The sequence below is a fragment of the Ligilactobacillus hohenheimensis genome (assembly GCF_947381805.1).
Taxonomy (GTDB): domain Bacteria; phylum Bacillota; class Bacilli; order Lactobacillales; family Lactobacillaceae; genus Ligilactobacillus; species Ligilactobacillus hohenheimensis.
On sequence record NZ_CANCXC010000001.1, the window covers coordinates 712,625 to 738,960 of the forward strand.

General features: G+C 49.1%; 24 protein-coding genes, 19 tRNA genes, 2 rRNA genes, 1 riboswitch and 1 other annotated feature. Of the genes, 1 reads left to right on the top strand and 44 read right to left on the bottom strand.

The genetic code is table 11. From position 1 onward, the window contains the following. Positions 1 to 54: 54 nt before the first annotated feature. From recN to pepV, 14 genes are all read right to left on the bottom strand, one after another. Positions 55 to 1,725 carry a DNA repair protein RecN gene (gene recN / locus QOR60_RS03480; protein ID WP_283581965.1) on the bottom strand — a complete coding sequence of 557 codons (1,671 nt, stop codon included), beginning with the start codon at positions 1,723 to 1,725 and terminating at the stop codon, positions 55 to 57. A gap of 3 nt (positions 1,726 to 1,728) precedes the next feature. Beyond that, complete coding sequence (locus QOR60_RS03485) at positions 1,729 to 2,187, bottom strand: arginine repressor (RefSeq protein WP_283581966.1); 459 nt, start codon at positions 2,185 to 2,187, stop codon at positions 1,729 to 1,731. Positions 2,188 to 2,195: 8 nt separating this feature from the next. Then, a complete protein-coding gene (locus QOR60_RS03490; protein WP_283581967.1) occupies positions 2,196 to 3,008 on the bottom strand; it encodes a TlyA family RNA methyltransferase in 813 nt (270 codons plus the stop codon). After that, the gene (locus tag QOR60_RS03495; protein WP_283581968.1) at positions 3,005 to 3,907 is read right to left on the bottom strand and encodes a polyprenyl synthetase family protein; all 903 of its coding nucleotides are present in this window, start codon (positions 3,905 to 3,907) and stop codon (positions 3,005 to 3,007) included. The genes QOR60_RS03490 and QOR60_RS03495 overlap by 4 nt, the downstream gene beginning before the upstream one ends. Next, complete coding sequence (locus QOR60_RS03500) at positions 3,894 to 4,133, bottom strand: exodeoxyribonuclease VII small subunit (RefSeq protein WP_283581969.1); 240 nt, start codon at positions 4,131 to 4,133, stop codon at positions 3,894 to 3,896. Before QOR60_RS03500 ends, QOR60_RS03495 begins: the two co-directional genes overlap by 14 nt. Next, positions 4,108 to 5,478 (bottom strand): exodeoxyribonuclease VII large subunit, encoded by a 1,371-nt coding sequence (gene xseA, locus QOR60_RS03505; RefSeq protein ID WP_283581970.1) that lies wholly within the window; start codon positions 5,476 to 5,478, stop codon positions 4,108 to 4,110. Before xseA ends, QOR60_RS03500 begins: the two co-directional genes overlap by 26 nt. Next, complete coding sequence (folD, locus tag QOR60_RS03510) at positions 5,468 to 6,328, bottom strand: bifunctional methylenetetrahydrofolate dehydrogenase/methenyltetrahydrofolate cyclohydrolase FolD (RefSeq protein WP_283581971.1); 861 nt, start codon at positions 6,326 to 6,328, stop codon at positions 5,468 to 5,470. The genes xseA and folD overlap by 11 nt, the downstream gene beginning before the upstream one ends. A gap of 202 nt (positions 6,329 to 6,530) precedes the next feature. Then, positions 6,531 to 6,926: a transcription antitermination factor NusB gene (nusB, locus tag QOR60_RS03515; protein WP_283581972.1), complete on the bottom strand. Its 396-nt coding sequence runs from the start codon at positions 6,924 to 6,926 to the stop codon at positions 6,531 to 6,533. After that, on the bottom strand, positions 6,913 to 7,356 hold the full coding sequence (locus QOR60_RS03520) for an Asp23/Gls24 family envelope stress response protein (protein ID WP_283581973.1): 444 nt from the start codon (positions 7,354 to 7,356) through the stop codon (positions 6,913 to 6,915). Before QOR60_RS03520 ends, nusB begins: the two co-directional genes overlap by 14 nt. An 18-nt stretch (positions 7,357 to 7,374) precedes the next feature. Then, complete coding sequence (efp, locus tag QOR60_RS03525) at positions 7,375 to 7,932, bottom strand: elongation factor P (RefSeq protein WP_283581974.1); 558 nt, start codon at positions 7,930 to 7,932, stop codon at positions 7,375 to 7,377. A 167-nt stretch (positions 7,933 to 8,099) separates the two neighbouring features. Beyond that, positions 8,100 to 8,381, bottom strand: a complete 282-nt coding sequence (gene rpmA / locus QOR60_RS03530) for a 50S ribosomal protein L27 (RefSeq protein WP_283581975.1) — start codon at positions 8,379 to 8,381, stop codon at positions 8,100 to 8,102. Positions 8,382 to 8,398: 17 nt separating this feature from the next. Beyond that, a complete protein-coding gene (locus QOR60_RS03535) occupies positions 8,399 to 8,719 on the bottom strand; it encodes a ribosomal-processing cysteine protease Prp (protein WP_283581976.1) in 321 nt (106 codons plus the stop codon). 11 nt (positions 8,720 to 8,730) lie between these two features. Then, positions 8,731 to 9,039, bottom strand: a complete 309-nt coding sequence (gene rplU / locus QOR60_RS03540; RefSeq protein WP_283581977.1) for a 50S ribosomal protein L21 — start codon at positions 9,037 to 9,039, stop codon at positions 8,731 to 8,733. Between the two features lie 15 nt (positions 9,040 to 9,054). Then, positions 9,055 to 9,130 (bottom strand) — a sequence feature (ribosomal protein L21 leader region). Between the two features lie 54 nt (positions 9,131 to 9,184). Beyond that, a complete protein-coding gene (pepV, locus tag QOR60_RS03545; protein WP_283581978.1) occupies positions 9,185 to 10,582 on the bottom strand; it encodes a dipeptidase PepV in 1,398 nt (465 codons plus the stop codon). A gap of 88 nt (positions 10,583 to 10,670) precedes the next feature. On the opposite strand from pepV, the gene QOR60_RS03550 reads away from it, so the two are divergent. Then, positions 10,671 to 11,498: an NAD(P)H-hydrate dehydratase gene (locus tag QOR60_RS03550; RefSeq protein ID WP_283581979.1), complete on the top strand. Its 828-nt coding sequence runs from the start codon at positions 10,671 to 10,673 to the stop codon at positions 11,496 to 11,498. A gap of 68 nt (positions 11,499 to 11,566) precedes the next feature. Here the strand turns inward: QOR60_RS03550 and QOR60_RS03555 are convergent, their stop codons facing one another. The 30 genes from QOR60_RS03555 to QOR60_RS03700 form a co-directional block, all read right to left on the bottom strand. Next, complete coding sequence (locus QOR60_RS03555; RefSeq protein WP_456298551.1) at positions 11,567 to 13,153, bottom strand: putative polysaccharide biosynthesis protein; 1,587 nt, start codon at positions 13,151 to 13,153, stop codon at positions 11,567 to 11,569. A gap of 195 nt (positions 13,154 to 13,348) precedes the next feature. Next, entirely contained in the window at positions 13,349 to 14,695 is a 1,347-nt protein-coding gene (locus tag QOR60_RS03560; RefSeq protein WP_283581981.1) for an amino acid permease, read from the bottom strand. A gap of 172 nt (positions 14,696 to 14,867) precedes the next feature. Continuing rightward, positions 14,868 to 17,282 (bottom strand): leucine--tRNA ligase, encoded by a 2,415-nt coding sequence (leuS, locus tag QOR60_RS03565; protein ID WP_283581982.1) that lies wholly within the window; start codon positions 17,280 to 17,282, stop codon positions 14,868 to 14,870. A 250-nt stretch (positions 17,283 to 17,532) separates the two neighbouring features. Continuing rightward, complete coding sequence (gene metK / locus QOR60_RS03570) at positions 17,533 to 18,735, bottom strand: methionine adenosyltransferase (protein ID WP_283581983.1); 1,203 nt, start codon at positions 18,733 to 18,735, stop codon at positions 17,533 to 17,535. Beyond that, a riboswitch (SMK box riboswitch) is annotated at positions 18,733 to 18,817 on the bottom strand. It overlaps the preceding gene by 3 nt. A gap of 112 nt (positions 18,818 to 18,929) precedes the next feature. Continuing rightward, positions 18,930 to 20,660, bottom strand: coding sequence for a CAP domain-containing protein (locus QOR60_RS03575; RefSeq protein WP_283581984.1), 1,731 nt, complete (start codon positions 20,658 to 20,660; stop codon positions 18,930 to 18,932). A gap of 481 nt (positions 20,661 to 21,141) precedes the next feature. Then, complete coding sequence (locus QOR60_RS03580) at positions 21,142 to 21,471, bottom strand: type II toxin-antitoxin system PemK/MazF family toxin (RefSeq protein ID WP_283581985.1); 330 nt, start codon at positions 21,469 to 21,471, stop codon at positions 21,142 to 21,144. After that, complete coding sequence (locus QOR60_RS03585; RefSeq protein WP_283581986.1) at positions 21,464 to 21,730, bottom strand: AbrB/MazE/SpoVT family DNA-binding domain-containing protein; 267 nt, start codon at positions 21,728 to 21,730, stop codon at positions 21,464 to 21,466. The genes QOR60_RS03580 and QOR60_RS03585 overlap by 8 nt, the downstream gene beginning before the upstream one ends. A 173-nt stretch (positions 21,731 to 21,903) precedes the next feature. Further along, the gene (locus QOR60_RS03590; protein ID WP_283581987.1) at positions 21,904 to 22,290 is read right to left on the bottom strand and encodes a hypothetical protein; all 387 of its coding nucleotides are present in this window, start codon (positions 22,288 to 22,290) and stop codon (positions 21,904 to 21,906) included. Positions 22,291 to 22,759: 469 nt separating this feature from the next. Next, complete coding sequence (locus QOR60_RS03595) at positions 22,760 to 24,022, bottom strand: ISL3 family transposase (RefSeq protein ID WP_283581988.1); 1,263 nt, start codon at positions 24,020 to 24,022, stop codon at positions 22,760 to 22,762. A gap of 180 nt (positions 24,023 to 24,202) precedes the next feature. Beyond that, positions 24,203 to 24,274 (bottom strand) — tRNA-Asp (locus tag QOR60_RS03600). A gap of 4 nt (positions 24,275 to 24,278) precedes the next feature. Beyond that, positions 24,279 to 24,352: transfer RNA gene (locus tag QOR60_RS03605), tRNA-Met, on the bottom strand. Positions 24,353 to 24,368: 16 nt separating this feature from the next. Continuing rightward, positions 24,369 to 24,460 (bottom strand) — tRNA-Ser (locus QOR60_RS03610). A gap of 7 nt (positions 24,461 to 24,467) precedes the next feature. After that, a tRNA-Glu gene (locus tag QOR60_RS03615) sits at positions 24,468 to 24,539 on the bottom strand. A gap of 4 nt (positions 24,540 to 24,543) precedes the next feature. Continuing rightward, a tRNA-Ser gene (locus QOR60_RS03620) sits at positions 24,544 to 24,631 on the bottom strand. A gap of 4 nt (positions 24,632 to 24,635) precedes the next feature. After that, positions 24,636 to 24,709 (bottom strand) — tRNA-Ile (locus tag QOR60_RS03625). Positions 24,710 to 24,723: 14 nt separating this feature from the next. Continuing rightward, positions 24,724 to 24,794 (bottom strand) — tRNA-Gly (locus QOR60_RS03630). A 10-nt stretch (positions 24,795 to 24,804) separates the two neighbouring features. Then, a tRNA-Phe gene (locus tag QOR60_RS03635) sits at positions 24,805 to 24,877 on the bottom strand. A gap of 8 nt (positions 24,878 to 24,885) precedes the next feature. Next, a tRNA-Asp gene (locus tag QOR60_RS03640) sits at positions 24,886 to 24,957 on the bottom strand. Between the two features lie 4 nt (positions 24,958 to 24,961). Next, positions 24,962 to 25,035 (bottom strand) — tRNA-Met (locus QOR60_RS03645). A gap of 16 nt (positions 25,036 to 25,051) precedes the next feature. Further along, positions 25,052 to 25,143, bottom strand: a tRNA-Ser gene (locus QOR60_RS03650). Positions 25,144 to 25,179: 36 nt separating this feature from the next. Next, a tRNA-Ile gene (locus QOR60_RS03655) sits at positions 25,180 to 25,253 on the bottom strand. Positions 25,254 to 25,271: 18 nt separating this feature from the next. Continuing rightward, positions 25,272 to 25,345: transfer RNA gene (locus QOR60_RS03660), tRNA-Met, on the bottom strand. Positions 25,346 to 25,366: 21 nt separating this feature from the next. Next, positions 25,367 to 25,440 (bottom strand) — tRNA-Pro (locus QOR60_RS03665). Between the two features lie 5 nt (positions 25,441 to 25,445). Further along, a tRNA-Arg gene (locus tag QOR60_RS03670) sits at positions 25,446 to 25,519 on the bottom strand. Positions 25,520 to 25,530: 11 nt separating this feature from the next. Further along, positions 25,531 to 25,616, bottom strand: a tRNA-Leu gene (locus QOR60_RS03675). 10 nt (positions 25,617 to 25,626) lie between these two features. Further along, a tRNA-Gly gene (locus QOR60_RS03680) sits at positions 25,627 to 25,698 on the bottom strand. A 4-nt stretch (positions 25,699 to 25,702) separates the two neighbouring features. Next, a tRNA-Thr gene (locus QOR60_RS03685) sits at positions 25,703 to 25,775 on the bottom strand. 85 nt (positions 25,776 to 25,860) lie between these two features. Next, positions 25,861 to 25,933: transfer RNA gene (locus tag QOR60_RS03690), tRNA-Val, on the bottom strand. 7 nt (positions 25,934 to 25,940) lie between these two features. Beyond that, positions 25,941 to 26,057 (bottom strand): 5S ribosomal RNA (gene rrf, locus QOR60_RS03695). Positions 26,058 to 26,139: 82 nt separating this feature from the next. Beyond that, positions 26,140 to 26,336 (bottom strand): 23S ribosomal RNA (locus QOR60_RS03700); the annotation flags it as partial.

Here is a 26,336-nt window from a genome sequence, read left to right on the forward strand (position 1 = left end):
TTATGGGTTTTTCTGTCCACTAAAATGTTCAACTTAAATTTTACAATCTGCCCCTTACTTTTCTTTTTGCGTTGCGGCCAACATTTCCCGGGCGTGTTCCTGGGTTAACGGGGTTACCGTACTTCCGGCTAACATCCGGGCAATCTCATCAACCCGCTGGGTGTCGTTTAGGACCGTTAGGTGGGTGGTCGTCCGCCCAGCATGAACCGCTTTTTCAATGTAGTAGTGGTGCTGTGCAATCGATGCCACCTGCGGGAGGTGGGTAATGCACAGTACCTGGGAATTCGTGGCAATCTGGTGAATCTTTTCGGCAATTGCCTGAGCAACCCGGCCGCTTACCCCAGTATCCACCTCATCAAAGATAATACTGGTGACGTTTTTCCGGTGTGCAAAAATTGTTTTTAACGCTAACATTATCCGGGACAACTCACCACCCGACGCAATCTTTGCTAACGGCCCCATCTCTTCACCCGGGTTGGTTTGAACGTAAAATTCGACGCCGTCCTGTCCGCTTGGGGTTAACCCGTCTTTTCTAAAGCGCACTTCAAAAACAACCTTATCCATGTACAACGCCGCTAATTCAGCGTGAACCGCCTGTTCAAGCCGCCGCGCCGCTTTTTCCCGGGCAGCGGTGAGTTGATCGGCAAGACCTGTTGCCTTTTCCTTAGCGGCCTGCACGTCCTGCTCAAGCGATTGGAGATCAGCGTCGCCCTCCTGCATCGTCGCAAGTTCCCGCTTGATCTTCTCGTAATATTCTAAAATAGCTGAAACCGAGTCACCATACTTTCGCTTCAGTTGGTGAATTACGTCTAGACGCTGTTCAATCTCGTCCAGCCGGTCTTCGTCCCACGCCGAATCATCCCGTTCGTCCGCAATATCCCGTTCAACGTCTTGCAGACTATAAAACGCCGCATTCACTGCTTCGCTAATCTGCGTTAACCGGTCACTATACTGGGCAACCTGCTCCAACTCGTCCATGGCCGTTCCTAAATTACCAAGAACATCAGCCTGCCCGTTCAGTAACTGGTAACTATGTTCGAGCGCATCATGAATCGCCTGGTAGTTAACGAGCCGCTCCTTTTCGGCGGCTAACTCCTCCTCTTCGCCCGGCTTTAAGTGCGCCGCTTCAATTTCCTTTACCTGAAAATCAAGCATATCAAGCCGCTGCGCCCAGGCCTGTTCGTCCTTCTTTCGCTGGTTAAGGGCGCGCTGCTGCTGTTCGTAATCCTTGTAAGCAGCCTGGTACTGCTCCCGGAGCTGGCGTGTTTCCCGCGCGTACTCGTCAAGCAATCCCAAATGCGTTTCGGGACGCATCAACTCCTGGTGTTCATTTTGCCCGTGAATATCAATCAACCGTTCGCCCACTGCCCGAAGCGTTGCCAGGTTTACCAGGGTGCCGTTTACACGACACACGTTCCGCCCCGTCCGGGTGAGGTCGCGTTCAAGGAGAATCTCACCGTCACTCACAGGAATTCCCCGATCCGTTAGCTCCTGGACGGCCGTTGCATTAGTGGGAACAACGAAAAGGCCCCGGAGTACTGCCTTGGACGCTCCCTTACGGATAAACTCGCTCCGTCCCCGCCCGCCGGCAAGAAGCCCGAGCGCATCAATGATAATGGATTTCCCAGCGCCCGTTTCTCCAGTAAGAACGGTCATCTGATCATGAAAAGTAACGTTTAACTGCTCAATGATTGCAAAATCATGGATTTCAAGTTCCTGAAGCACACCCTACACCTCCTTACGCCATGCCATCACCTGGTCAGCAAACTGCTTAGCCGCTGCCGGATCATTCATAAAAACAACCACCACGGCATCGTTTGCCAATGCCGCAAAAACCGTCGAAAACTGGACCTGCTCAATCAAATGGGCCAACACCGGACCGTTTCCGGGAAGGACTTGCAGAGCACACATTGCATCGTGCACCCGGACTCCAACCAGCGCCCCCCGCACCGTCCGCTCAAGGCGAGCAAGGGTAGACGAATCGCCCGCAGTCGGAAGGCGGTAGTATCCAGCACCGCCCGCACTCGTCGTTTTTTCAACCCGTAAAGCGGCCAGATCCCGGGAAACCGTTGCCTGCGTAACGTGAATCCCGCGGTGAGCGAGGGCCGCAACGATTTCTGCCTGGTTGCGGTATCGTCCGTCCTGTAACAACCGCTTGACGGCCTGTTGGCGTACCTGTCGTTGCATTCAACCACCTACTTTAACGTTGCGTGCGCTCGTTTCACAACGGCTGCCGGGTCAAGCGCCGGATCAATGGTGACAGCATTTTCCGTTGCTTGTAAGTCAACCAGAAACTCAATGTTGCCGTGCCCCCCGGTAATCGGTGAAAAGTCCAGGTGGCACACGTTAAACCCCGCTTCCGTCGCCAGTGCCATCACGTGTTGGATGACATCACAATGAACGACTGGATCCCGCACGATTCCGTGTTTCCCCACCCGGTCACGGCCCGCCTCAAACTGCGGTTTGATTAGCGCTACCACGTGCCCGCCATCCTTAATAATGGCGTGGAGCGGCGGTAAGATTAACCCTAACGAAATAAACGAAACATCAATTGAAGCAAATTCCGGCTGCCCGTGGGTAAAATCGGCGGGCTTACTGTACCGGAAATTGGTGTTTTCCATGACCACAACCCGTGGATCCTGCCGAAGTTGCCACACTAACTGATTGGTTCCCACGTCAAGGGCATAACTAAGCTTCGCGCCCTTTTGAAGCATGACATCCGTAAATCCTCCCGTGGATGAACCAATATCAAGCACAGTTAAATTCCGGACACTAAGGCGAAAAACCTTCAACGCCTTAGCAAGCTTGAGTCCGCCCCGGCTAACGTACGGCATCTTGGTCCCCTTAAAGTGCAGCTTCGTTTCCGGATCAATCTTCATTCCCGGTTTATCCAGCCGTTCTTCGTTAGCACCAAGGATTTCACCGGCCATCACTGCCCGCTTAGCCTGTTCGCGCGTTGCAAACAACCCCTGCTTAACTAGTAAAACATCAACCCGTTCCTTCGTCATTGCACCTCATCCTCAAAATACCGCAACATTTCACCAAGTAACGTTCCATCCAGACCAACCCGCTCGATTTGCCGCACGCACCGCCGGGCCGCCGTTACCGCTGCGGTTAATTGCTCCTTTGCTCCAGCCATCCCAAGTAATCCCGGATACGTGTTTTTCTGGGCGGTCGCATCCTTATTGACCGCCTTCCCCAACTGTTCCTGTGTCCCAGTGACATCAAGGATATCATCGTAAATCTGAAAGGCGAGGCCAAAGTGAGCCCCGTATTCACTTACCAGGTCAATTACCGTCCGGGACTGGTCACTCAAGACCGCCCCTGCATAGCACGCATACTTGATTAAGGCTCCGGTTTTGCCCCGGTGAACCTGCTGGAGCTGCGGAAGTGTTAGTTTTTTTCCGGTATTCGTCACGTCAAGGGTTTGCCCCGCAACCATTCCCTCGGGACCTGCCGCCCGGGCTAAAGCACTAACAAGCTTGGTTGTGGTAACGGTCGGTAATTCTGCCCGGCTTACCAGGTCAAAGGCCGCGGTTAGTAGCCCATCACCGGCTAAAATGGCAACGGCCTCGCCAAACTTTTTATGGTTTGTCGGTTTTCCCCGCCGTAAATCATCATCATCCATTGCTGGTAAATCATCGTGAATAAGCGAATAGGTGTGCAGCAATTCAAGACTCGCCGCAACCTGGAGGGCAGCCTTATCCGCCCGCCGCCCACAACTTGCTGCGGTCGCAAGCACTAAAAGGGGCCGGATTCGTTTCCCACCAGCCATCACGGAGTACTTCATCGCATCCCGGAGTTGGACAGGAGCCGCCAACCCATCTAAGTACGTGGTGAGGGTCTCGTCAATGAGCGGTAACATCCGCTGTTCAAAATTTATAAGCACACTACTACTTTGCATCATGGTACGTGTCCCGCTGGTAATCCGTTTCGTTTCCGTCCGGCCCGATAATCTGCGTCATCATTTGTTCTGCGTCAGCCAACTTATGCTGCAATTCCTTGCTCAGGGTAACTCCCTGCTTAAACTTGGTCAGGGAATCATCCAGGGTGAGGTCGCCCGCCTCCAACTGCTTAACGATTTGTTCGAGCTGGTTCAATTGCTCCTCAAACGTTGGTTGTTTTGCTGTCATCACTATCGTTCCTTTCAATTTGTTCAATCCGCGCCGTTGCTTGGCCCGTACTCATATGCAAGCGAACCTGATCGTCCGGTTTAAACGCAGTCACATCCCGCACAACCTGACCGTCAGCACCGGTAACATAAGCGTACCCGCGCGTCATAATCTTTAGTGGGCTCAACGCATCGAGCTGACCGACCAGTTGGCTAATCCGTTGCCGGCGGATTTGAAGCAACTGCGCCTCACTTGTTTGGAGCCGCTGAGTGTACGCCTGGGCCTGCTGTTTCCAGGCCGCGACCTTGGCCTGCGGGGACTGGCGTTGAAGCCGCGTTGCTAATGCCGTCACGCGCTCGTGCAACGTTTTCACCAGGGTTGTTTGCCGGTTTTCTAACCGTAGCATTAACTGGTCAAGCGTTTGGCTGCGTTGTTCGAGAAACCGGTGCGGGTGCTGTAAAACAGGCACAGTTACTAACCGTTGAACCTTGTCAGCGTAGAACCGCAACATTTTATTTTCCGCCCGGACCATGCGCTCCCGCTCATCAATAATTTTAGCAATTTCTTCAGTTAATACCGGCGTCGCAATTTCTGCCGCAGCGGTAGGAGTGGCTACCCGCCGGTCCGCAACCAAATCAGCAATGGTCGTATCCGTCTCATGCCCCACGGATGAAATCACTGGAATCTTGCTTGCAACAATTGCCCGGGCAACCTTCTCTTCATTAAACGGCCAAAGATCTTCGATTGAACCACCGCCCCGACCGATAATGATCGTGTCAAAATCCCCCCGGGCATTTACCTCTTTTAGGCGCCCAACCAGAGAATCAGCGGCCTGCTCCCCCTGGACGGCCGCTGGGAAAAGAACCAGCTGCGCAATCGGATACCGCCGGTTAACGGTGGTCATGATATCCTTAATCACTGCTCCCGACTGGCTTGTAATCACCGCAATTCGCCGGGGAAAATGAGGAATGGGCCGCTTCGGCCGATCAAACAGTCCTTCCGCCTTTAACTTCGCCTTTAACTGTTCGTACGCCTGGTAGAGCGCCCCCACCCCCTGGGGTTCCATGTGGTCAATAATTAACTGGTAACGCCCACTTTTTTCGTACACGTCAACCCGGCCAGTCGCGAGCACCTTCATTCCCTCTTCGGGTTTAAACTTAATTTTGCGGTACGCCCCCGCATACATCACCACGCCGAGGACTGCATCCTTATCCTTTAAGCTAAAATACTGGTGCCGCGGCCGCTCACGGAAATTTGAAATTTCCCCCGTAACGTACACCCGCTCAAGGTACGGGTCCGCAGTAAATTTACGGTGAATATACCGGGTTAACTGTCCCACCGTTAAATATTCATGCTCACTTGTCATTATGGGTATTCCTTTCAGCAAACTCGACCACCTGTTGCATTAACATTGCGATGGTCATTGGACCCACTCCACCCGGAACGGGAGTGATGTACCCGGCCTTTTGAGCAACCTCTTCCTGGGCAACGTCCCCCACAAGTTTACCGGCGGCGTTCCGGTTCATCCCAACATCAATCACCACTGCGCCATCCCGAACGTAATCCGCAGTAATCATTTCAGGCTTTCCCACCGCAACAATGAGAATATCCGCCTGCCGGGTGATTGCCGCCAGGTCCTTTGTATGACTATGTGCGACCGTGACCGTTGCGTCGTGGTTTAACATTAGTGCCGCCATGGGCCGCCCAACAATATTGCTGCGGCCGACAATCACCACGTGCTTCCCGGCAACCTCAATCTTTTCGGCAGCAAGCAGTGCCATAATCCCCCGAGGAGTACATGGCAAGGAATTGGGTTCATTCATGAACAGGTGCCCCATGTTAATGGGATGAAACCCGTCAACGTCCTTTCGGGGATCAATTTCCCGCTCAACCGTGTCTTCATTAATGTGTGATGGCAGGGGTAACTGGACAAGAATCCCGTCAATGGACTCGTCCGCATTGTACTTCGCGATTAACTTCAGCAAATCATACTCGCTCGTTTCAGCCGGAAGGCGCACATCAAGGGTTTCGATCCCAATTGCTTCCGCGGCCCGCTTCTTATTTCGAATGTAAACTTCACTCCCGGTATCATTTCCTACCAGAATCACCACGAGCTTAGGCACCACGCCCCGTTGCTGTAAGCGTAACACTTTCTCCTTCAAATCAGCCCGAATTTCCCGGGCCACCCGGCGACCATCAAGTATTTTTGCTGTCATCTTCTCACGCCCCTTAGTCCACTGTTTCCCTGTTATTTTAGCATACTCCCACGTTAAAAAGTGGCCGGGTTAAACCAAAATCACGGATGGAAAAACGGTAATTCAAGTGAACCACGGCAGGAAAACCAGTTTGTCCTGCCGTCCCCGGTTATACACAAAAAGACTGAGACCTTCGTCCCAGCCCTTTCTGTTATTCGCAAAACTAGTCCTTCAAGATTGCAGCGAGCACCCCGTTAATAAACCGCCGGGACTGATCATCACTGAACTCCTTAGCCAACTGAAGTGCTTCGTTTACGGCTACCTTATCCGGAACATCCGGACAGTACTTAATCTCATACGTCGCCAGCCGAAGAAGATTCAAGTCAACCTTATTTAACCGTTCCAGTGACCACCCCGCCGCAAGGTGCGGGATAATCGCCTGGTCAATTTCCGTTTGGTGCGCCAACACGCCCGCAACAAGCCCGCTAAGAAACTCAGGAACGGTTGTGGTTCCTAAAATTCCCTCATACACATCAACCGGTTTCCCGTCCGGATTACTTGTCAGGGCGAACAACGTTTGAAACGCCACCGCACGCATCTTATGCCTACTTAACTCCATCGGTACCTTCCTCTTCGTCCGCAAATAAATTATCTGGGTCAACCGTTGCCGGCTGTTTTTCGGGCATAATCCCCTCAACGTGGACATCAACTTCTTGAATTTCTAATCCAGTCATAAACAGGAGCTGTTGCTTTACCCGTTTCTGGATTTCAAGCGCGGTCTTAGGAATTGAAACGCCGTAAGCCAGGGTGACGTACACCGCAACCTGCAAGTGCCCGTCATCATCCTGACTCAACTTAACGCCCTTTCCCAGTGACGACCGTCCTAGTAACTCAGAAAAACTCGTGGCCAATGACCCGCTCATGGAAAAAACACCATCGACCTGACTAGCAGCAATTCCAATCATAATTTCAACAACTTCTGGTGCAATCCGGATTTGTCCGGTTTCGTCACCCGAACCAGCTAAAATAATATTGCTTTCATCAGCCATTACCGTTTCCCCCAATCGTTAAGCCCTTGAGATGTACGTCCCATCCTGCGTGTTAATTGTTAACACGTCGCCTTCGTTAATAAAGAACGGTACCTGAACAACCAATCCCGTTTCCATCGTTGCGGGCTTGGAACCACCAGAAGCGGTGTTCCCCTTAATTGTCGGTTCGGTTTCCTTAACCTCAAGGTCGACCGTGTTCGGCAGGTCAACCCCCAACGTTTCACTCCCGTACATCATGATGTTCACAAGCATGTTTTCCTTCATGAACTTCAGCTCATCCTTGATCTTATCACCAGGCAACTCGAGCTGTTCGTACGTTGTTGTATCCATGAAGACGTAGTTGTTCCCGTCAGCGTACAGGTACTGCATCTGCTTGTTATCAATCTGGGCCTGCTCAACCTTTTCACCGGCCCGGAACGTCTTTTCCTGAACAGCCCCGGTCCGCAGATTCTTCAGCTTTGACCGCACAAATGCTGACCCCTTTCCCGGCTTAACGTGCAGGAACTCAATAACCCGCCACAGTTCGCCGTCAACTTCAATGGTTAATCCAGTCTTAAAATCGTTAACTGAAATCATAATAATTCACTCCATTTAGGGGTACCCCGCCCCGTCATTTTAATCACACCTAATCATAGCAGGACTACCCCATAAAATGCAAATGGTGTCCCATCCACACAAGGGTTTATAAGCATAAAAAAGGAGGTTCATCCCATCAATGAACCCCCGATAATGGTTAACTGTAATTACTCAGCAACCGGGTAAACGGAAACCTGCTTCTTGTCGCGGCCCTTCCGTTCGAACTTAACAACCCCTTCAACCTTAGCGTAAAGGGTGTTGTCACCACCCATGCCGACGTTCTTACCCGGGTAAATGTGCGTTCCCCGCTGCCGGTACAGGATTGATCCACCTGAAACAAACTGGCCATCAGCCCGCTTAGCGCCAAGCCGCTTAGCGTTTGAATCACGACCGTTAGCTGATGAACCGCCCCCCTTTTTGTGGGAGAAGAACTGTAAATCCATTAACATCTGCGTGCACCTCCTCGTTAACTTTGCATTATCTGTATATGATTACGATAACTCTGCGCAACATCCCGAATGCCCTGATCAAAAACAGCCATAATCGTCGCCGCTTTTTCCGGTAACGGTCCATTAACGGTAACTTTCATCAGTCCACCATTATCCGTATCCGCCGTTACCTGCGGGTGAACCCCCGCAATCCGTTCAAGGCAATTAACCGTGTTGATTGCTAACACCGACGCCGCAGCACAGACAATGTCCTGTCCGTACGGCCCCGCATCAGCATGGCCGGTCATCTGGAATGCCACTAGCTGATCATCATCATACGTTAACTTCACCTTAATCATCGTTAACGTTATTATGCCTTAATGCTGTCGATGACAACCTTTGTGTATGGCTGCCGGTGACCCTGCTTGGTGTGCTGGTGCTTCTTCGGCTTGTACTTAAACGTAACAACCTTCTTTGCCCGGCCCTGCTTTTCAACAGTTCCCGTAACACTTGCACCATCAACAAGCGGTGAACCAATCTGCGGCTTGTCCCCCCCAACGAAGATTACTTCGTCAAAGGTTACCTTGTCGCCAGCCTTAGCGTCCAGCTTTTCAACGTAGATCGTTTGACCTTCTTCAACCTTCAGCTGTTTACCACCAGCTTTGATAATCGCGTACATTCTGTGCACCTCCCTTAGTTGACTTAGACTCGCCGTAATGTGGTGGGCATTTGCCACTTAAAATACCTAAAACGTGCGGTTGCAGTTGTGACATGCACAAACACAACGAGTACATGTTATCAAATAATCATTTGTCCGTCAATTTTTACTTGATTAGTTCGTAAATTGATTCTGCGTAAATGGCCGCTGCCTTCATAATGTCCTCAACCGGCATATACTCGTCCACCTGATGCATCATGTTTGGGCAATCCGGGAAAAGCGCTCCAAAGGCTACACCCCGCTTCATCAACCGGCCATACGTCCCCCCACCGACAACTTCAGCAGGCGCATTTGTTCCCGTCTGCCGGTGGTACACGTCAAGAAGCGTTGTCACTAACGGGTCATCCGGTGCAACGTAGTGTGGTTCCATTGCTTCGCCAACACTAATCGCAACGTTCCACTGAGAAGTTACGCGGTCAATCGCTGCCCGAATAGTTGCCGGATCAATTCCCTGCGGATACCGAAAGTTAAGCGTAATTGCACCAGCTTGGTCAGCCGTAAAGTTTAACAATCCCGCATTCATGGTAAGGTCGCCCATTACCGGATCAGTATATGCAGCGGCAAACTTTTCTAGCCGGGAAGCCTCGTGCAGGTAATCCGCAATAAACGTAATGAAGTGGGCGGCATCGCCCCCAAAATCATAATCCTTCAGGAAAGTTGCCAGGTATGTTCCGGCATTGATTCCTTCCCGGGGTTCCATTCCGTGGGCAGCTTTTCCGGTTACTGCTAGCGTCAGGCTATCCGTCGTCCGCGTTGCCTCGCCGCTTACCGGAGCCGTTTTAACAAACTGGTTAAACGCTTGTTCAATCTCTTCCAGGTGGGCCCCACTGAGCGTCGCTTCGGCATTGCCGGGAACCATGTTTTCCCGTAGTCCGGCAGTAAACCGCTGCAGCGTTACGCTACCGCCATTTGTCCCACCAAACTTTAGTTCTAAACTAACATTCCCCTTCTCCCCGTTAATCAGCGGAAACTCTGCGTCCGGCGAGAAGCCAAAGTCCGGGGCGGGCATATGGGCAAAGTAGTACTTCATCCCCCGCCAACTGCTTTCTTCATCCGTGCCGAGAATGAACCGGACCCGTTTCGTGACCGGTAATCCTGATTCCTTAACCAGTTTTAGTCCGTAATAAGCCGCCATACTCGGTCCCTTGTCATCCATCGCACCCCGAGCATAGATCTTTCCGTCCTTAATGACCGGATCAAACGGGGCGTGGCTCCACCCCTCACCGGCAGGCATCACGTCGACGTGCCCTAGAATTCCCAGGGTTTCGTCGCCGGTTCCAAATTCAATGTGTCCGGCCATTCCATCAACGTTTTGCGTTTTAAACCCGTCCCGGTCACCAAACGCCAAAAACTGGTTGAGCGCCTGCTGGGGGCCAGGGCCAAGCGGTGCTTCTGGGGTTGCCTGGCTTTCGTCCCGGACACTCTTAATCCGTAACATTGTCTTGAGGTCTGCTAATAATTCATCGCGGTGTTCTGTAACCGCCTGTTGCCAATCATAACTCATTGCGGATTACTCCCTTCGTGAATAGTGCCTTCATTTTACCATAATGTTCTCCGTCCCTGTGGTATGCTGATTTTAAGGAGGGATTGCAATGCATCAGATTACAGCAGACGTTTTATCACGGGTAATTATTCCCCGGCCCAGCCAAAGTCACAAGGGCACCTTTGGTCGGGTTCTTTTAATCGGCGGTAGTTCGGCCATGGGCGGCGCCATTTTAATGGCAACCCGGGCCGCAGTAAATGCAGGAGCGGGACTCGTTGTGTGCGCCACCGATGCTACCAACCAAACCGCGCTGCACGTTGCTGTCCCTGAAACACTGTTTACTTCCCTTTCAGACCACGCTAATGTCCTTGCACAGGCTAAAAGGGCGACCGTCGTTGCAATCGGTCCTGGCCTCGCACCAACGCCAGCAAACCAAGCACTCCTTAAAACACTTCTCCCGGCAGTAACCGTTCCACTTATTATCGACGCAGGAGCACTAACCATGCTGGCGGCACATCCCGCCCTTCTCACAATGACAAATGCTCCCGTCATTATGACCCCTCATCAGATGGAATGGCAACGCCTGAGTAAAATCCCAATTAGTGACCAGACCACGGCACAAAACCAGCGGGCACATTCCCGTTTGGGAGGAACCCTGGTTCTTAAAGGTGCCCCCACTGTGATTTACCATGCCGACAACACAATTGGGCAGCTTACCACGGGGACGCCCGCGATGGCAACCGGGGGAATGGGTGATACCCTCACCGGAATTCTCGCAGCGTTTTGCGCGCAGTTTAATGTTCCCCTGAAAGAACGGGTTGAAGCAGCGGTTTACCTTCATAGTGCCCTTGCCACGGATTTGGCTGCAACCCACTACATAGTCACCCCAACACTTTTGAGTAACCACCTCAGCTCGTTCATGCGCCGGTTTGTGTAAAAAATAAGGAGACCGTGCTTCATATCACAGTCTCCGCTTTTTAACTACTATTCAAACTCAATTATAGGTTACCGAATATGGAACACCCGCCGTAATCCAGCCACCCGACTCCCTAACACATCATCCGCAACGCGTGACCGCAAGCACAGGTAACCGTATAACGCCGCACCGATAATTCCGCCAATCACAATCGTAATCACGGACTGGAAACGACTAAAGATATTGAGAACATGTCCGCTTAACCATACAAAGGTCGTTACAACGGCGAACATGATTAAAGCATACTTCATTAATGCATTGAACGTCTGGTGTAAGTGAGTGATATTCAAGTCGTATGCGTAGTACAAATACCTAAACATTAATATAGCGGCAACGAGCATTCCTGTTCCTGTTGCTAAAAGAGGCCCGTATGCATGTAACAAAACGGTTAACGGAACCTGAATAATTATTTTTGTGGCGAATCCAATCAATGCATACCGAACCGCCCTTTTATTCTCATACATTCCTTGTAATGTCGCCCCCATTAAAGATGCCAGGCCAATTCCAATTGCAGTATAGGATGCTACGCATAATACAAAGATGCCCTGAAAATTAAATCCATAAAATAAAACATACATCGGTCTGCTGATTGCAGCCATCCCCAAAGCAGCAGGTAACATTACCAAGAGAAAGATTTCAACCGCATCAATTAGCTGTTTTTTTACTAACCCGATATTCCCCTTGGTAACTAACTCGGATAAGACGGGGACGGACGTCTCTCCCATTGCAATCGCGAGGGATACAACAATCATAATTAACTTATTGGCATTACCTGCAAATAACGCATATAAATTATTAATATCATGGATACTCAAGTGTGTAGTTGCTTGCATAATTGGTTGAAAGGAAACTAAATCCACCAGATTATAAGCATTAAAGGCAGCACCAACAATGATAAATGGAATTGACTGCCTGATAACACCACGAATTATCGAGCCATCTGATACAACCAACTTATTATCACTTTGCGCTACCAATAGATCATGTTGCTTTCTTTTTTTTACAAAAACAAAAACAAGCAACAATAATCCAACGCCTGCCCCAATAAATGCAGCAAACGTCGATTGAATAACGGCACTTTGATAGCTTCCATGCCATACGCGCATTATCAAAAACGTAGCGAGTAAAATATATGCAATCCGGGCAACCTGCTCAATTAGTTGAGATAAAGCTGATGGAGCCATATCTTGATAACCCTGAAAGTATCCCCGCGTTAAACTTAATGCGGGAATTATAATAAGAGCAACAGCAAGGGAACGATATACCGGTATAACAGCACGTGATCCCTGTGTAATATACGGAGCACCAAACCACATTATTCCAGCACAAATTACTCCAAATAATGTGAGGATTGTTAGACATTTACGATATAATCGGCGTCCAATTCCATACTCATTTTTCGAATTATAATGCGCAACTTGTTTAGATACAGCATCCGGCACCCCCGCCGTCGAAATCATCAAAAACGTACTGTACAGCGTATATCCCTTTGTGTACAAAGCGTTGGCCTGAAGGCGGTTTGGCCCTAACCATGCGTACCACGGGATGACGTAAATCGCTCCCAGAATCCGGGAAAAAATACTCCCAATCGTTAGCCACGAAGACCCCCGAAGCATTTTCTCCTTCGCAGAAACATCCTGCTGCTTCGCCGCCGCAACCGTCGCGGCCGTTGTTTCATCGTTTGTTTGTGTATGTGTTTCGTTATTCACGCTGTGCGTCCCTCTCCGTTTAGTTTTTCTTATCCATGTTTCAGCACTTAAAGCGCCGCATAAACACCTTACCACAAACCACAACCGGGAGAAAATTTCAATCTATGATAAACGGTGACGGGACCACTTAAGTAAGCTGTACCCCCCTAAAAGGGCAGCTGCCCAAATAATGGCAAACACTAATGCTAACAGGGTTGATGGTTGCATTATCAACAGTCCTAAAACACCAACGAAAAAGATTACTGTCAAAACTGTCGTCCACGGATATCCCGGCATCTTAAACGCTGTTGCCGAATGACGCTGCCTGAACTTCGCATGACACCATAAAAGTGCCAACCACACAAAGACAAAACTAACCGTTGCAACGCTTGAAATAATAGTAAAAATCTTTGCTGGAAGAACATAATTCAGAAAAACGATGATTAGTAGAATCGCGGAAGAAAACACAAGGGCACTCACCGGAACACTCCGGTTATTTGTCCGGTGCATTCGCTGCGGGGCAAAATGACTCTGGGCAAGCACAAACAGGGTCCGACTGGTACTAAAAAGCGTACTATTACATGCCGATAACGCTGCTGTTAATACCACAAAGTTGATGATTCCGGCCGCTGCCTTCACCCCTAACGCACTAAACACCTGGACAAAGGGGCTGGCTGTGGTTGTAACCTTGTCCCACGGGTAAATACACATCAGCACAAACATTGAACCCACGTAGAAGAGCGCAATCCGCACCAGGAGGGTATTGATTGCCTTAGGGATATCACGCTGGGGATGGGCCGTTTCACCCGAAGTTAGCCCCACCATTTCAATTCCGGTAAAGGCGAAAATCACCATCGGTAACGCAACAAGAATCCCCCGAATCCCCCGCGGAGCAAAGCCCCCGTAATTCACCAGGTTCCGCATCGTTACTACCTGCCCCCCTACATGGGCATGCAAAACAAGGAGCACCACCCCAGTCACAATCAGGGCAAGGATGGCAAAAACCTTAATACTGGAAAACCACGACTCGAGCTCTCCAAACAACCCAACGCTTAAAAGGTTAAACGCCAATAAAACCGCAACGATTACCAGTGCCGTGACCCACTGTGGAATCCACGGGAACCAATATTTAATGTAGATTCCACTCGCCGTCAAATCAGCCATCGCCAGACTTTCCCAGCATAACCAATAGGTCCACCCAATTACAAATTCCCACCGTTCGCCTAAGTACTCACGAATAAACTCGATAAACGATGATTTTCCGGTATCAGACAATACCAACTCACCAACTGCCCGCATCATAAAAAAGCAGATTAACCCAGCAAGCGCATATAATCCCAATAAGGCGGGCCCGGCAGCATGAATTGCTGTTCCAGAGCCCAGAAACAACCCGGTCCCAATTGCCCCGCCAATCGCAATCATCTGAACGTGTCGGGAAGACAGTTGACGGGCTAACTTATTTTCACTCATTCTCCTTCGCTCCGCTTCGTTGTTGTTCACTAATTCTTTCCTATCAAGAAAATTGTGGTTTTAATTATACCGCAACCTCCCGTTAAAGCGAACTGGGTTGGGCAAATAGTCACAAAAACGTTCGGTTGTAAGTGAATTGCTCACCATTAACCGAACGTTTGATTACTGTATCCTAGTTAGCCACGACGTTCACCAGCTTGCCTGGAATAACGATTACTTTCCGAATCGTCTTTCCTTCGAGGTGGTGTTGCACCTTTTCATCCGCCAACGCCTGTTTCTCAAGTTCATCCTTTGTGATGTTCTGGGAGGCCGTCAACTTCGCCCGCAATTTTCCGTTGACCTGAACGATAATTTCGACGGTATCCTCCTCCAGTTTACTTTCATCGTAGGTCGGCCACTGAGCGTACGCAATGCTTCCAACATGCCCCAGCTTTGTCCACAGCTCCTCCGCAATGTGCGGAGTCAGCGGTGCAATCAGCTTCACAAACCCTTCAACGTATTCAAGCGGGAGCGCGTCTACCTTGTAGCACTGGTTGACGAAGACCATCATCTGTGAAATTGCCGTATTAAAGTGGAGTTGCTCAAAGTCATCCGTTACCTTCTTAACGGTCTGGTTATAAATTCGGTCAAGCGCGCCGTCGTTCTCGGTCGTAACCCGGTCGCGGAGCCGGTCCTGGTCGTCAATCAGCAGGTTCCAAATCCGCTTAATAAACTTGTGCGCCCCACTCAAACCATCTTCGCTCCACGCAATTGAAGCATCCAGTGGGCCCATGAACATTTCATACAGCCGCAGGGTGTCCGCCCCGTACTGCTCAACGATGTCATCCGGATTAACCACGTTCCCCTTTGACTTCGACATCTTTTCGTGGTTATCTCCAAGAATCATCCCCTGGTTAACCAGCCGCTGGAACGGTTCCTTTGTCGGTACGACTCCCAGATCGTACAGGAACTTGTGCCAGAAACGAGCATACAAAAGATGGAGAACGGCGTGCTCGGCGCCCCCGACGTACAGGTCTACCGGCAACCACTGCTTTAACTTGTTGTAATCCGCAAGGGCCGCCTGGTTATGCGGGTCAACGTAGCGTAAGAAGTACCACGAACTTCCGGCCCACTGCGGCATGGTGTTTGTTTCCCGTTTCCCGTGCCGGCCGTTTTCATCAACAACATTAACCCAATCATCCAGGTTGGCAAGCGGGCTTTCTCCCGTTCCGGAAGGCTTGATATCATCCGTCTTAGGTAACCGCAACGGAAGCTCATCTTCTGGCACAAGGGTCGTCTCCCCGTCATCCCAGTGGATTACCGGAATCGGTTCACCCCAGTACCGCTGCCGGGAGAACAGCCAATCACGAAGCCGGTAATTAACCTTCTTGTCACCAACCCCGTGCTCCTTCAACCAGTCAATCATCCGGTCAATGGCTTCCTGTTTTCCTAAACCGTCGAGGAACCCGGAATTAATGTGCTTGCCGTCACCCGTGTATGCTTTCTTTTCTAGGTTACCCCCTTCAATTACGGGTTTAACCGGTAAATCAAACTGCCGGGCAAACTCGTAATCCCGGTCATCGTGTGCCGGAACAGCCATTACAGCCCCCGTCCCGTATGACGAAAGAACGTAGTCTGCAATCCAAATCGGCAGTTTCTCCCCACTAACAGGGTTAACCGCATAACTTCCAGTAAAGACCCCCGTTTTCTCCTTGGCAAGGTCGGTCCGTTCCAGGTCAGACTTGTGGGCGACTTCTTCCAGGTACTTCTCCACGGCAGCCCGATTTTCTGGCGTGGTCAATTGCTTCGTTAATGCGTGTTCCGGCGCCATTACAATATAAGATACGCCGTAGATGGTATCCGGGCGCGTCGTAAAGACTTCAATCTTGGTGTCCTCATCACCCGCAACCGGGAAGTTGACCTGCGCCCCCACGGAACGGCCAATCCAGTTCCGCTGCTGTTCCTTAATTGCTTCCGGCCAGTCAAGGTCATCTAAATCATCAATCAACCGGTCCGCATAAGCAGTAATCCGCAGCATCCACTGCCGCATCGGCTTCCGAATAACCGGGAAACCACCCCGTTCCGTTTTTCCGTCGATGACCTCTTCGTTGGCCACCACGGTCCCTAAGTCAGGACTCCAGTTTACCGGAACCTCTGCTTCGTATGCGAGCCCCTTTTCGTACAGCTTCTCAAAGATCCACTGGGTCCACTTGTAGTAGTCCGGATCCGTCGTATTGACTTCCCGGTCCCAATCGTATGACAATCCCAGCGACTTAATCTGCCGCCTGAAGTTATTAATGTTCTTCTTGGTAAACTGCCGTGGTGAATGGCCCGTCTTTAAGGCGTACTGTTCGGCCGGTAACCCAAACGCATCAAATCCCATTGGATGAAGAACGTTGTAGCCCTGCATCCGCTTCATCCGGGCTAAAATATCCGTTGCCGTGTACCCTTCAGGATGGCCAACATGGAGTCCCTGACCAGACGGATACGGGAACATGTCTAAGACGTAATAATTTTTCTTATCCGGATCTTCCGTTGTTTTAAACGTCTTATGCTCATCCCAGTAACGCTGCCACTTTTGTTCAATTCGTTTGTGATCGTACGCCACGATTTGTTCGCCCCTTACTTTGTTTTATTAATTAAAAACGCCCTGCCGGGAAAATCCCGACAGGACGCTTGCGCGCGGTACCACCCATCTTCTAGTCCGCAGGGCGGTACTAGCACTTTTTCTTTTTAATTCACTTAATTAACCCATGCACGGCAAGTTCGGAGTCATTCCTATGACCTCACAGCCCCGATCACTCTCTGTAAAGAACTCACATCCTACTACTCCGTCCTATCCAATCATAGCAAAGCCCCTACTTGGATTCAAGCGCCTTTACCGCTTGCTTTAACTGATTAATCCGGTCGGTATGCTCCCACGGAAGGTCGATGTCCGTCCGGCCAAACGCACCGTATGCAGCAGTGGGCTTATAGATCGGCCGCCGCAAATCAAGCATCTGAATAATTCCGGCTGGTCGTAAATCAAAGACCTGCCGCACTGCCTGCGCAAGGAGTGTTTCCTTAACCTTTCCCGTTCCAAACGTGTTCACGTTTACGGAAACAGGCTGAGCAACCCCAATCGCGTACGCCAGCTGGACCTCAACTTCCCGGGCCAGCCCAGCTGCAACGATGTTTTTCGCAATGTAGCGCGCAGCATAACTTGCTGAACGATCCACTTTGGTAGCGTCCTTACCGGAAAAAGCGCCGCCGCCATGGTGAGCAGCCCCACCATACGTGTCGACAATTACTTTCCGTCCGGTTAAGCCGGCATCCCCGTGAGGGCCGCCAATCACAAAGCGTCCCGTGGGGTTAACCAGGAACCGCGTTTGTTCATCAAGTAAATCAGCAGGAATTACCTGTTTAATAACGTGTTCAACCATATCCTGGCGAATTTGGTCAAGGGAAGCCGATTCAAGGTGTTGGGTTGAAAGGACAACCGTGTCTACCCGGAATGGGCGGCCATCGTCCCCGTATTCAACCGTTACCTGGGCCTTTGCATCCGGTCCAAGGTACGTTAACTCCCCTGATTTCCGTACCTGAGCAAGCTTAATCATTAACTTATGACTCAACTCAAGCGCTAACGGCATTAATTCGGGTGTTTCGTCGGTTGCGTACCCAAACATCAACCCTTGATCCCCAGCGCCAATTTGATCAAGCGGGTCCGTATTACCGCCCCGCTGTTCTAGTGACTCATCAACCCCCTGGGCGATGTCCGGCGACTGCTCGTCAATCGCCGTCATTACCGCACAGGAATCGCCATCGAACCCAAACCGGTTATCCTTATAGCCGATTTCTTTAATGGTGTTCCGGACAACCTGCTGAATATCGACGTATGCCGTCGTTGAGATTTCCCCCACGACCACAACTAATCCGGTTGTCACGGTCGTCTCACAGGCAACCCGCGCATTGGGATCCTGAGTTAAAAGCGCATCAAGAATCGCATCACTGATTTGGTCGGCAACCTTATCTGGATGTCCTTCTGACACCGATTCTGATGTAAATAAATGTTTCTCGGTCATTAATAATTCCCCCAAAGATAATTTGGTTACAAGGCATCTTCACGATTTGTGAATCCTATCGGGAAATGGACTTATAACGGTTCTAGTCTAACACAAACATTGGGTGTGGAGCGCAGATAAAACCGTTATTATAACAAAAAGCTACCGCCGTAACGGTAGCTTTCTGCTTGATACGAAAATGGATAATTTTTGGCCTAGTTCCGCTTCTTCCGCTCAGCTAAACCAAACATACTTAAGATTCCGGCTAATCCTAATCCCAGAATCCCAGCCACTGAAGCGGCGCCGTTCTGCGCATCACCAGTATCCGGCAGGGCCTTCTTAGTAGCCTGCTTGTTAGCTGTTACCGTGTCAGCGTACACAACATCGGCGTCCCCATTCTTATATGATGCCTTCGCGGTTGACCGCATGACGTAACGACTGCTGATCTCAGCACTCGTCATTGGCTGCCGGTCTTTGATCCACTGAACAGACGTTGTGTCATACGGTTCGTCCGCCTTCAATGCGGCTTCTAATTCGTCCAACTTCTGCAGGGCAGCCTGATATGCAGTCTGGTACTTAGCTAAGGTTGCCTGGTCTGCATTTTCCTGAGCCTGAGCCTGATTAAGTGCTTGAACTGCGTTGTTGTAGTCGTTCTGGGCGTCTGCCAAGACCTTCTTGGCGTTCGCGATGTCGGCTGGCGTGATACTGTTCAACGTCTTCTGGTCGTTGTCCAGCTGGTTCTGGGCGTTTTGCAGGTCATTTTGCAGGTTGTTCAGGTCCTGCTGATCCTGTTGTAACTGCTTCTGGTCGTTTTCTAACTGCTTAACGCCAAAAGTCTGTTCGTCATTGTTCAGCTGGTTTTGCGCATTCTGCAGAGCCTGCTGATCGTTCTTCAGCTGGTTCTGGGCAGCGGTTAAGGCTGGATTGTCTGTGACGCTTGGTCCAATTGGAGCACCAGCAGCATATACAACTGCCCAATGGCCATTACACTCAGCAACCCCAACGCTTCCCCAAGCAGACTGGATCATCATGTTATGATGTGGCGTTCCATCATCCAGATTCAAGACGCCATCAACATACTGATGTGGTTTTTCTTGATACCATGCATCAGCCATTTGTTTGCCACTATAAACAGGACCTCCAATTGATGCATCGCTAGCAGGATATCCCATTGCGCGCACGGCCTTATCAACCACGTGCCAATCTCTCTCGGACGCACCGTTACTCAAATCATTAGCATACTGCTCGGCATACTTCTGGAGATTACCTGCAACTTTTACCGGGGCAAGTCCGTTTTGTGCGCGCCACTTATTAATTTCATCTAAAGCAGCTTGTTCCTGTGCTGTTAACCCATCCGGATTATTAGTCTCCGCCTTCTTAACGTTCTGCTCGTCCTGGCTAACCTTAGACTGAGCGTTAGCCACCGCCTGCTTGTCCGCAGCAATCTTGGACTGCTGAGCTGGCGTTAACTTGTGCTGCTTGTCCTGAACGACCTTTGCCTGGTCGTTCTTAACGTCGTTTTGCTTGTTAGCGATTGCCGTCTTGTCACTGCTAATCCGCTGGGACTGCTTGGACATATCATTCTTTAATGATGACGGTTCATTAACCTTGGACTGAGCACTGTCTAACTTGGACTTAGCGCTATTAACGTTAGCCTGTGCTGAACTTACCTTTGTCTTGTCGTTGTTAACAACACTCTGGGCGCTATCCATGCTGGCCTTAGCGCTGCTGACAACTTTCTTTTGACTAGCAACGGCAGCCTTGTCACTTGAAATCTGTGACTGGCTCTTACCGTCATGGTGCGTTGTCGTTGTGACCTTGGTTTCGTCACCAATGTGTTGCTTGGTAACCGTAACAGAGTCAGCGTGAACGTTAGCTGCCCCCATCCCGGCAACAACCGTAGCTGCCCCAACGGCAGCCGCTGTCAATAATTGCTTCTTCTTCATAAAGAATACCTCCGAATAAATCAAACCTATGTAACTTTTACCCAACACGTTCAGTATATAACAAATGGGAGTACCCCCCCCCCCCATTACATTTTTGTTACATTTTGTAATCTACATTAAGCCTTATTAATGTGATTAAATTATGTTAGCTGGATTTTAAGTGTTTTAGGCACGGGGATTGTCAATTCAAGCGCAATAACCCGTGACATGGCAACGTATTTTCCACCCATCAGCAGAGTTTGATAAAGAGCCTTAATTATATACAATAAATAATATATAATAAAACGTTTTTGACTGTTAAACAGAGGTATAGGTCCTAACGCGCGACCTCAACAGAACAGTCACTAGACGAAACGAACTCGGCTATTATCAGCCGAGCTCGCTCGTTTAAGAGGATTTTCTTATTCGCCTATAGTATAACCGTTCGTCTTGTTCAAGAGTGTTGTGAAAATGAATCTGTCATTAATGCCATTTTTACGATCTAACTTTTCTTAATAAACTCGAATAACCCAATCGTATCAATTATAGTTAATTTTCCTAACGGCGGTTTCTTAAATACAATTCTCTGTGGTAACGTAAACGTTCGGTGGGTATCAACATAAGATTGTCGGTTTAATCCCGCCTGCTGCCATTCCTGAATCGGATAATAATATTTCCTTATTCGCTCAGATTTTGACTTGTACTTTGACGTTATTTTAAAAACCGTGACGTCATCACGCCCCATCGAAACGACTAATGCTGGGCGGTACTTTACTTGATTACAATCTTCGTAAGGAATTTCCGCCAAATAAATTTCCATCGGACTACTCATTTTCTTTCATCCATTCGTCAAAATATGGCGATTTCGCCGCATCATAATGTCCTGTCCGATCAAATTCGACCTTTTCGTTTGGAATATCTTTGATTAACTTATCCCAGCTTAAACTTGAAGGCACTTTTTTTATCGTAATACCATCATCAGTTACCGTAAACGAAAGCTTCGTTCCGGTTGTTATGTTTTGAGCCTTACGAATTGCAGCTGGAATTACTACCTGTCCCTTTTGTGACACTTTCGCCGTCATCATTGTCATTTGCATTACCTCCTTACGTACTACCTCTTACGCTAAGAATAACACGGCCACAGAACCATATCAAACATTCACTCCCTCGATTTTTAAGGAATAGCTAGATTATTCCCAAATCAACTCATCTCATCAAAACGATAGTGGTAAAATATATACAATCGTATAAATGTAACGGGGAACTAAACTGGTAAGGGGACACTTAATATGCATAGCAATAGAACACAGGTAAATAGATTATCCATAAATGAAAATCCAGATTGGTTAGAGCGATTAATAGCGAAATACCCTTTTCGGATTTTCATCTTTTCTATTGTCATAACAGTTTTAATTTTCTTTCTCCCTAAATCACTCTTCTTTTCATCTGAGGAAAAAATTTGCTGGGGTTTCTTAACATCTGGGTCAGAGCTATTGTTTGTGGCAGCACTGCTTTCATATTTCAATAAGACACAAAAATGGCGTAATCCACTATCCATTTTTGGATTCACATTGAGTCTAACAGGTGTCTTGGGATTTCTTGAGGCTTGGTTATACCTTCTCCAGTTCAATCCAGAAACCACAAAGTTCATTTGTTCGAATCTTATGACTGCACTCCCAATTGTTCTTAGCACATACTTTTCTCTTGAAATGAATAAGATTAATAATACTAGCACAAAAGAACATCTAGCAACCAATACTAAGGTGAAAAGTAAATGTACTGAGACAAGCCAAACAAAAACAGAACATTTTCATTCAGACCCACACTATCTTTATTCTATTTATTTCCCATCCGGTACTATTATACATGTTCAACGACTTAATGATGAGTTATTAGATAAACTAAAACCAATGGACAAATAAAGACTAAAAGGCAATTTACTCTTTAGATTTCCTTGAAGTAATGGCTCTACACTAAATCCCGTTAATATAGTTTAACTTTAACCATATCAACAGGATTTAGTGTAGAGCCAAAATTACTCATCAGTGCTTGTTGACAAAGAGCCAGAAATAGCGGCTCTTTGTCAAATCCTGTTGATGAAGAGATTACGTCGCCTATTTTTAGGCGACGTTTTTTGGTACCTTCGCATTCTCAAGCAACATAATTCGGCGGATAAGCTGATCGTAATTGCGGAAACCGTATGCCACCCGTTGGAGCTGTTTAATTTTCCGAATCGTGCCCTCCAAAGCACCATTTGAGTACGGCGAACATGCGCCATTAATGACATACTGGTAATTATGTTTTAGACTTCGTAAAACACCCTGCATTTGGGGGCCAACGTGGTGCGTTTGGTTTAAGCACGCCGCGAGGCGCTGGTGGTCACGCTGTCGTAAAGCATGGTTAATCTCCTGCATAACATCGTAAGTATTACTTAGCTGTTCATTAAGTTGAAGGCCATTATTAACGTGTTCTACGGGCGACATCCATTGTTGAAGATGGACATCATAGTAATTGTGCGTACTTAACTGATCACTGGCAATCAAATACTGTTTCCAGCCAAACTTGAGGTACTTGTAGGCCTGCGAATGCGGGTCAAAGTCTTTAGTAATCTGCGCACGTAGTTGATTAAAAGCCCGGTTAACCATTTGGCAAAGATGAAAACGATCCAGAACAATCATCGCATGTGGAAAAAGACGCTTAATAATCGTTTGATAATGGTAGTTGAGGTCGAGCGTAATCGTTTGAACCCGAGCGCGTTCAGCCGCTGAGAAGCCGTTAAAGTAATTCAAGAGTGACCGTTGGTCGCGTTGACCCAGAATTTGATAAATCCGATGGGTATCGTTATCTAAACAGATAAAATGTAGCTGGTGGCCAACGCCGCGAAACTCATCGAAGGCTAAGTTTACTGGTAAACCGGCTTGTTTGACTTGCGGAAAGTCAGTGACGGTCGCTAATTCACGGGCCACTGTACTGGGGGAGACCCCTGTATCTGCCGCAATCTCTGTCATTGCCAATTGACGGGTTAACTTAATCCGCACCTTCTGTTTAACGACATTACTGATATGACAATGACGATCAACAAGCGGTGTCGTGGCCATCATCGTGGCGTGACATTGTTGGCAACGTAATCGTTCTTTGCGTAAATCAAGATAAACTGGCCGCGAAGCGTCCACCGTCAGGTATGGCATTGACACGCGAGCACTTCCGTTGTGAACGAGCGTTGAAAAGCCACATGACGAACAACGTTTAGCTGTCGCTTTAAGGGTGCCATAATAGACTTTCACTCGTCGGCTATGTCGTAGTTCTGTTTTATAACCAGTAAAAACAATATTATTGTCTTCAATATCGAGCGCAAAGTGGATATAATCGTTAATGGAGTTCATAGTATCAAGTCCTTTGTTTGGGTATTGGTGGATTTTGGGTACTATGGCTCTTTTTTATTGGTCATAGTACTCAAAAATCCTGTTGATATAGTTTAACATTTAACCATATCAACAGGATTTAGTGTAGAGCCGAAATAGCAAAAACCGCCGCAAAAGCGACGGAAAATTAATTAAGTCACACGGTCGTACCGAGAATCGAACTCGAATCTCCGCCGTGACAGGGCGGCGTCATAACCATTGGACCATACGACCATAATTGCGGGAGCTGGATTTGAACCAACGACCTTCGGGTTATGAGCCCGACGAGCTACCAGACTGCTCCATCCCGCGATAATCTTATTTTTAAAGGAGGGTGAGAGATTCGAACTCTCGCGCCGAGTTGCCCCGACCTGACGGTTTTCAAGACCGTTCCCTTCAGCCAGACTTGGGTAACCCTCCATAGGAATGACCCGTACGGGATTTGAACCCATGTTACCGCCGTGAAAGGGCGGTGTCTTAACCACTTGACCAACGGGTCATAACGGAGAAGGAGAGATTCGAACTCTCGCGCCGTGTTACCGACCTACACCCTTAGCAGGGGCGCCTCTTCAGCCACTTGAGTACTTCTCCAATATGGGCCTAAGTGGACTCGAACCACCGACCTCACGCTTATCAGGCGTGCGCTCTAACCAGCTGAGCTATAGGCCCAGATATTCAATTAAAGCGGGTAACGAGAATCGAACTCGCGACAACAGCTTGGAAGGCTGTGGTTTTACCACTAAACTATACCCGCATGGGTCAAATGGCGCGGGACAGAATCGAACTGCCGACACACGGAGCTTCAATCCGTTGCTCTACCGACTGAGCTACCGAGCCATTTATAACGGTCGTACCGAGAATCGAACTCGAATCTCCGCCGTGACAGGGCGGCGTCATAACCATTGGACCATACGACCATAATTGCGGGAGCTGGATTTGAACCAACGACCTTCGGGTTATGAGCCCGACGAGCTACCAGACTGCTCCATCCCGCGATAATCTTATTTTTAAAGGAGGGTGAGAGATTCGAACTCTCGCGCCGAGTTGCCCCGACCTGACGGTTTTCAAGACCGTTCCCTTCAGCCAGACTTGGGTAACCCTCCAATATGGTACTCATAATGCATCCATTGTGAACCCAATGGACCTTGTAGGACTCGAACCTACGACCGGACGGTTATGAGCCGTCTGCTCTAACCAACTGAGCTAAAGGTCCAAGCTCTAATTATGAATATCGCGGCGGGGGGAATCGAACCCTCGACCTCTCGGGTATGAACCGAACGCTCTAGCCAGCTGAGCTACACCGCGATCTTTATTGGCCTCCGCCAATCGGGAAAACAGGATTCGAACCTGCGACCCCTTGGTCCCAAACCAAGTGCTCTACCAAGCTGAGCTATTTCCCGTTCAATGCACCCAGTAGGAGTCGAACCTACAACCTTCTGATTCGTAGTCAGACACTCTATCCAGTTGCGCTATGGGTGCAAACTATATAATGCCGAGGACCGGGATCGAACCGGTACGGTAATTACTTACCGCGGGATTTTAAGTCCCGTGCGTCTGCCAATTCCGCCACCCCGGCAGATCGCAAAAGCGGAAAACGGGATTCGAACCCGCGACCCCCACCATGGCAAGGTGATGTTCTACCTCTGAACTATTTCCGCATAATGCCGACTAGAGGATTCGAACCTCCGACCCTCTGTTTACAAGACAGATGCTCTGCCAACTGAGCTAAGTCGGCATTTGTTTAACACAAACGACCTTATTATTATATTAAGGAACAACATGAAAGTCAATCACCTATTTTGTTGATTAACTTAAGTATATGGAGGATACAGGGCTCGAACCTGTGACCTCCTGCTTGTAGGGCAGATGCTCTCCCAGCTGAGCTAATCCTCCATTAAGAGCACGGCGACGTCCTACCCTCACAGGGGGCGGTCCCCCAACTACTCTCGGCGCGCTGAAGCTTAACTGCTGTGTTCGGAATGGGAACAGGTGTATCCTTCAGGCCATCATCACCGCACTATCTTCTTAAGAGAACTTTGTGCTCTCAAAACTAGCTAACAACTCTTTCCTTCTTGCTTGAACCCACCACGTCTTAACCGTTGGTTAAGTCCTCGACCGATTAGTAATGGTCCGCTTCATGTGTCACCACACTGCCACTTCCATCCTATCTACCTGATCATCTCTCAGGGGTCTTACTTCCTAACGGAATGGGAAATCTGATCTTGAGGTGAGTTTCGCACTTAGATGCTTTCAGCGTTTATCTCATCCATACATAGCTACCCAGCGCTGCTCCTGG

Coding starts and splice junctions, on each gene's coding strand:
- QOR60_RS03485 (WP_283581966.1), bottom strand. CDS start 2,187: ATGCAACGACAGGTACGCCAACAGGCCGTCAAGCGGTTGTTACAGGAC.
- QOR60_RS03490 (WP_283581967.1), bottom strand. CDS start 3,008: ATGACGAAGGAACGGGTTGATGTTTTACTAGTTAAGCAGGGGTTGTTT.
- QOR60_RS03495 (WP_283581968.1), bottom strand. CDS start 3,907: ATGATGCAAAGTAGTAGTGTGCTTATAAATTTTGAACAGCGGATGTTA.
- QOR60_RS03500 (WP_283581969.1), bottom strand. CDS start 4,133: ATGACAGCAAAACAACCAACGTTTGAGGAGCAATTGAACCAGCTCGAA.
- xseA (WP_283581970.1), bottom strand. CDS start 5,478: ATGACAAGTGAGCATGAATATTTAACGGTGGGACAGTTAACCCGGTAT.
- folD (WP_283581971.1), bottom strand. CDS start 6,328: ATGACAGCAAAAATACTTGATGGTCGCCGGGTGGCCCGGGAAATTCGG.
- nusB (WP_283581972.1), bottom strand. CDS start 6,926: ATGGAGTTAAGTAGGCATAAGATGCGTGCGGTGGCGTTTCAAACGTTG.
- QOR60_RS03520 (WP_283581973.1), bottom strand. CDS start 7,356: ATGGCTGATGAAAGCAATATTATTTTAGCTGGTTCGGGTGACGAAACC.
- efp (WP_283581974.1), bottom strand. CDS start 7,932: ATGATTTCAGTTAACGATTTTAAGACTGGATTAACCATTGAAGTTGAC.
- rpmA (WP_283581975.1), bottom strand. CDS start 8,381: ATGTTAATGGATTTACAGTTCTTCTCCCACAAAAAGGGGGGCGGTTCA.
- QOR60_RS03535 (WP_283581976.1), bottom strand. CDS start 8,719: ATGATTAAGGTGAAGTTAACGTATGATGATGATCAGCTAGTGGCATTC.
- rplU (WP_283581977.1), bottom strand. CDS start 9,039: ATGTACGCGATTATCAAAGCTGGTGGTAAACAGCTGAAGGTTGAAGAA.
- pepV (WP_283581978.1), bottom strand. CDS start 10,582: ATGAGTTATGATTGGCAACAGGCGGTTACAGAACACCGCGATGAATTA.
- QOR60_RS03550 (WP_283581979.1), top strand. CDS start 10,671: ATGCATCAGATTACAGCAGACGTTTTATCACGGGTAATTATTCCCCGG.
- QOR60_RS03555 (WP_456298551.1), bottom strand. CDS start 13,153: ATGCTTCGGGGGTCTTCGTGGCTAACGATTGGGAGTATTTTTTCCCGG.
- QOR60_RS03560 (WP_283581981.1), bottom strand. CDS start 14,695: ATGAGTGAAAATAAGTTAGCCCGTCAACTGTCTTCCCGACACGTTCAG.
- metK (WP_283581983.1), bottom strand. CDS start 18,735: ATGACCGAGAAACATTTATTTACATCAGAATCGGTGTCAGAAGGACAT.
- QOR60_RS03575 (WP_283581984.1), bottom strand. CDS start 20,660: ATGAAGAAGAAGCAATTATTGACAGCGGCTGCCGTTGGGGCAGCTACG.
- QOR60_RS03580 (WP_283581985.1), bottom strand. CDS start 21,471: ATGAGTAGTCCGATGGAAATTTATTTGGCGGAAATTCCTTACGAAGAT.
- QOR60_RS03585 (WP_283581986.1), bottom strand. CDS start 21,730: ATGACAATGATGACGGCGAAAGTGTCACAAAAGGGACAGGTAGTAATT.
- QOR60_RS03590 (WP_283581987.1), bottom strand. CDS start 22,290: ATGAACTTTGTGGTTTCTGGATTGAACTGGAGAAGGTATAACCAAGCC.
- QOR60_RS03595 (WP_283581988.1), bottom strand. CDS start 24,022: ATGAACTCCATTAACGATTATATCCACTTTGCGCTCGATATTGAAGAC.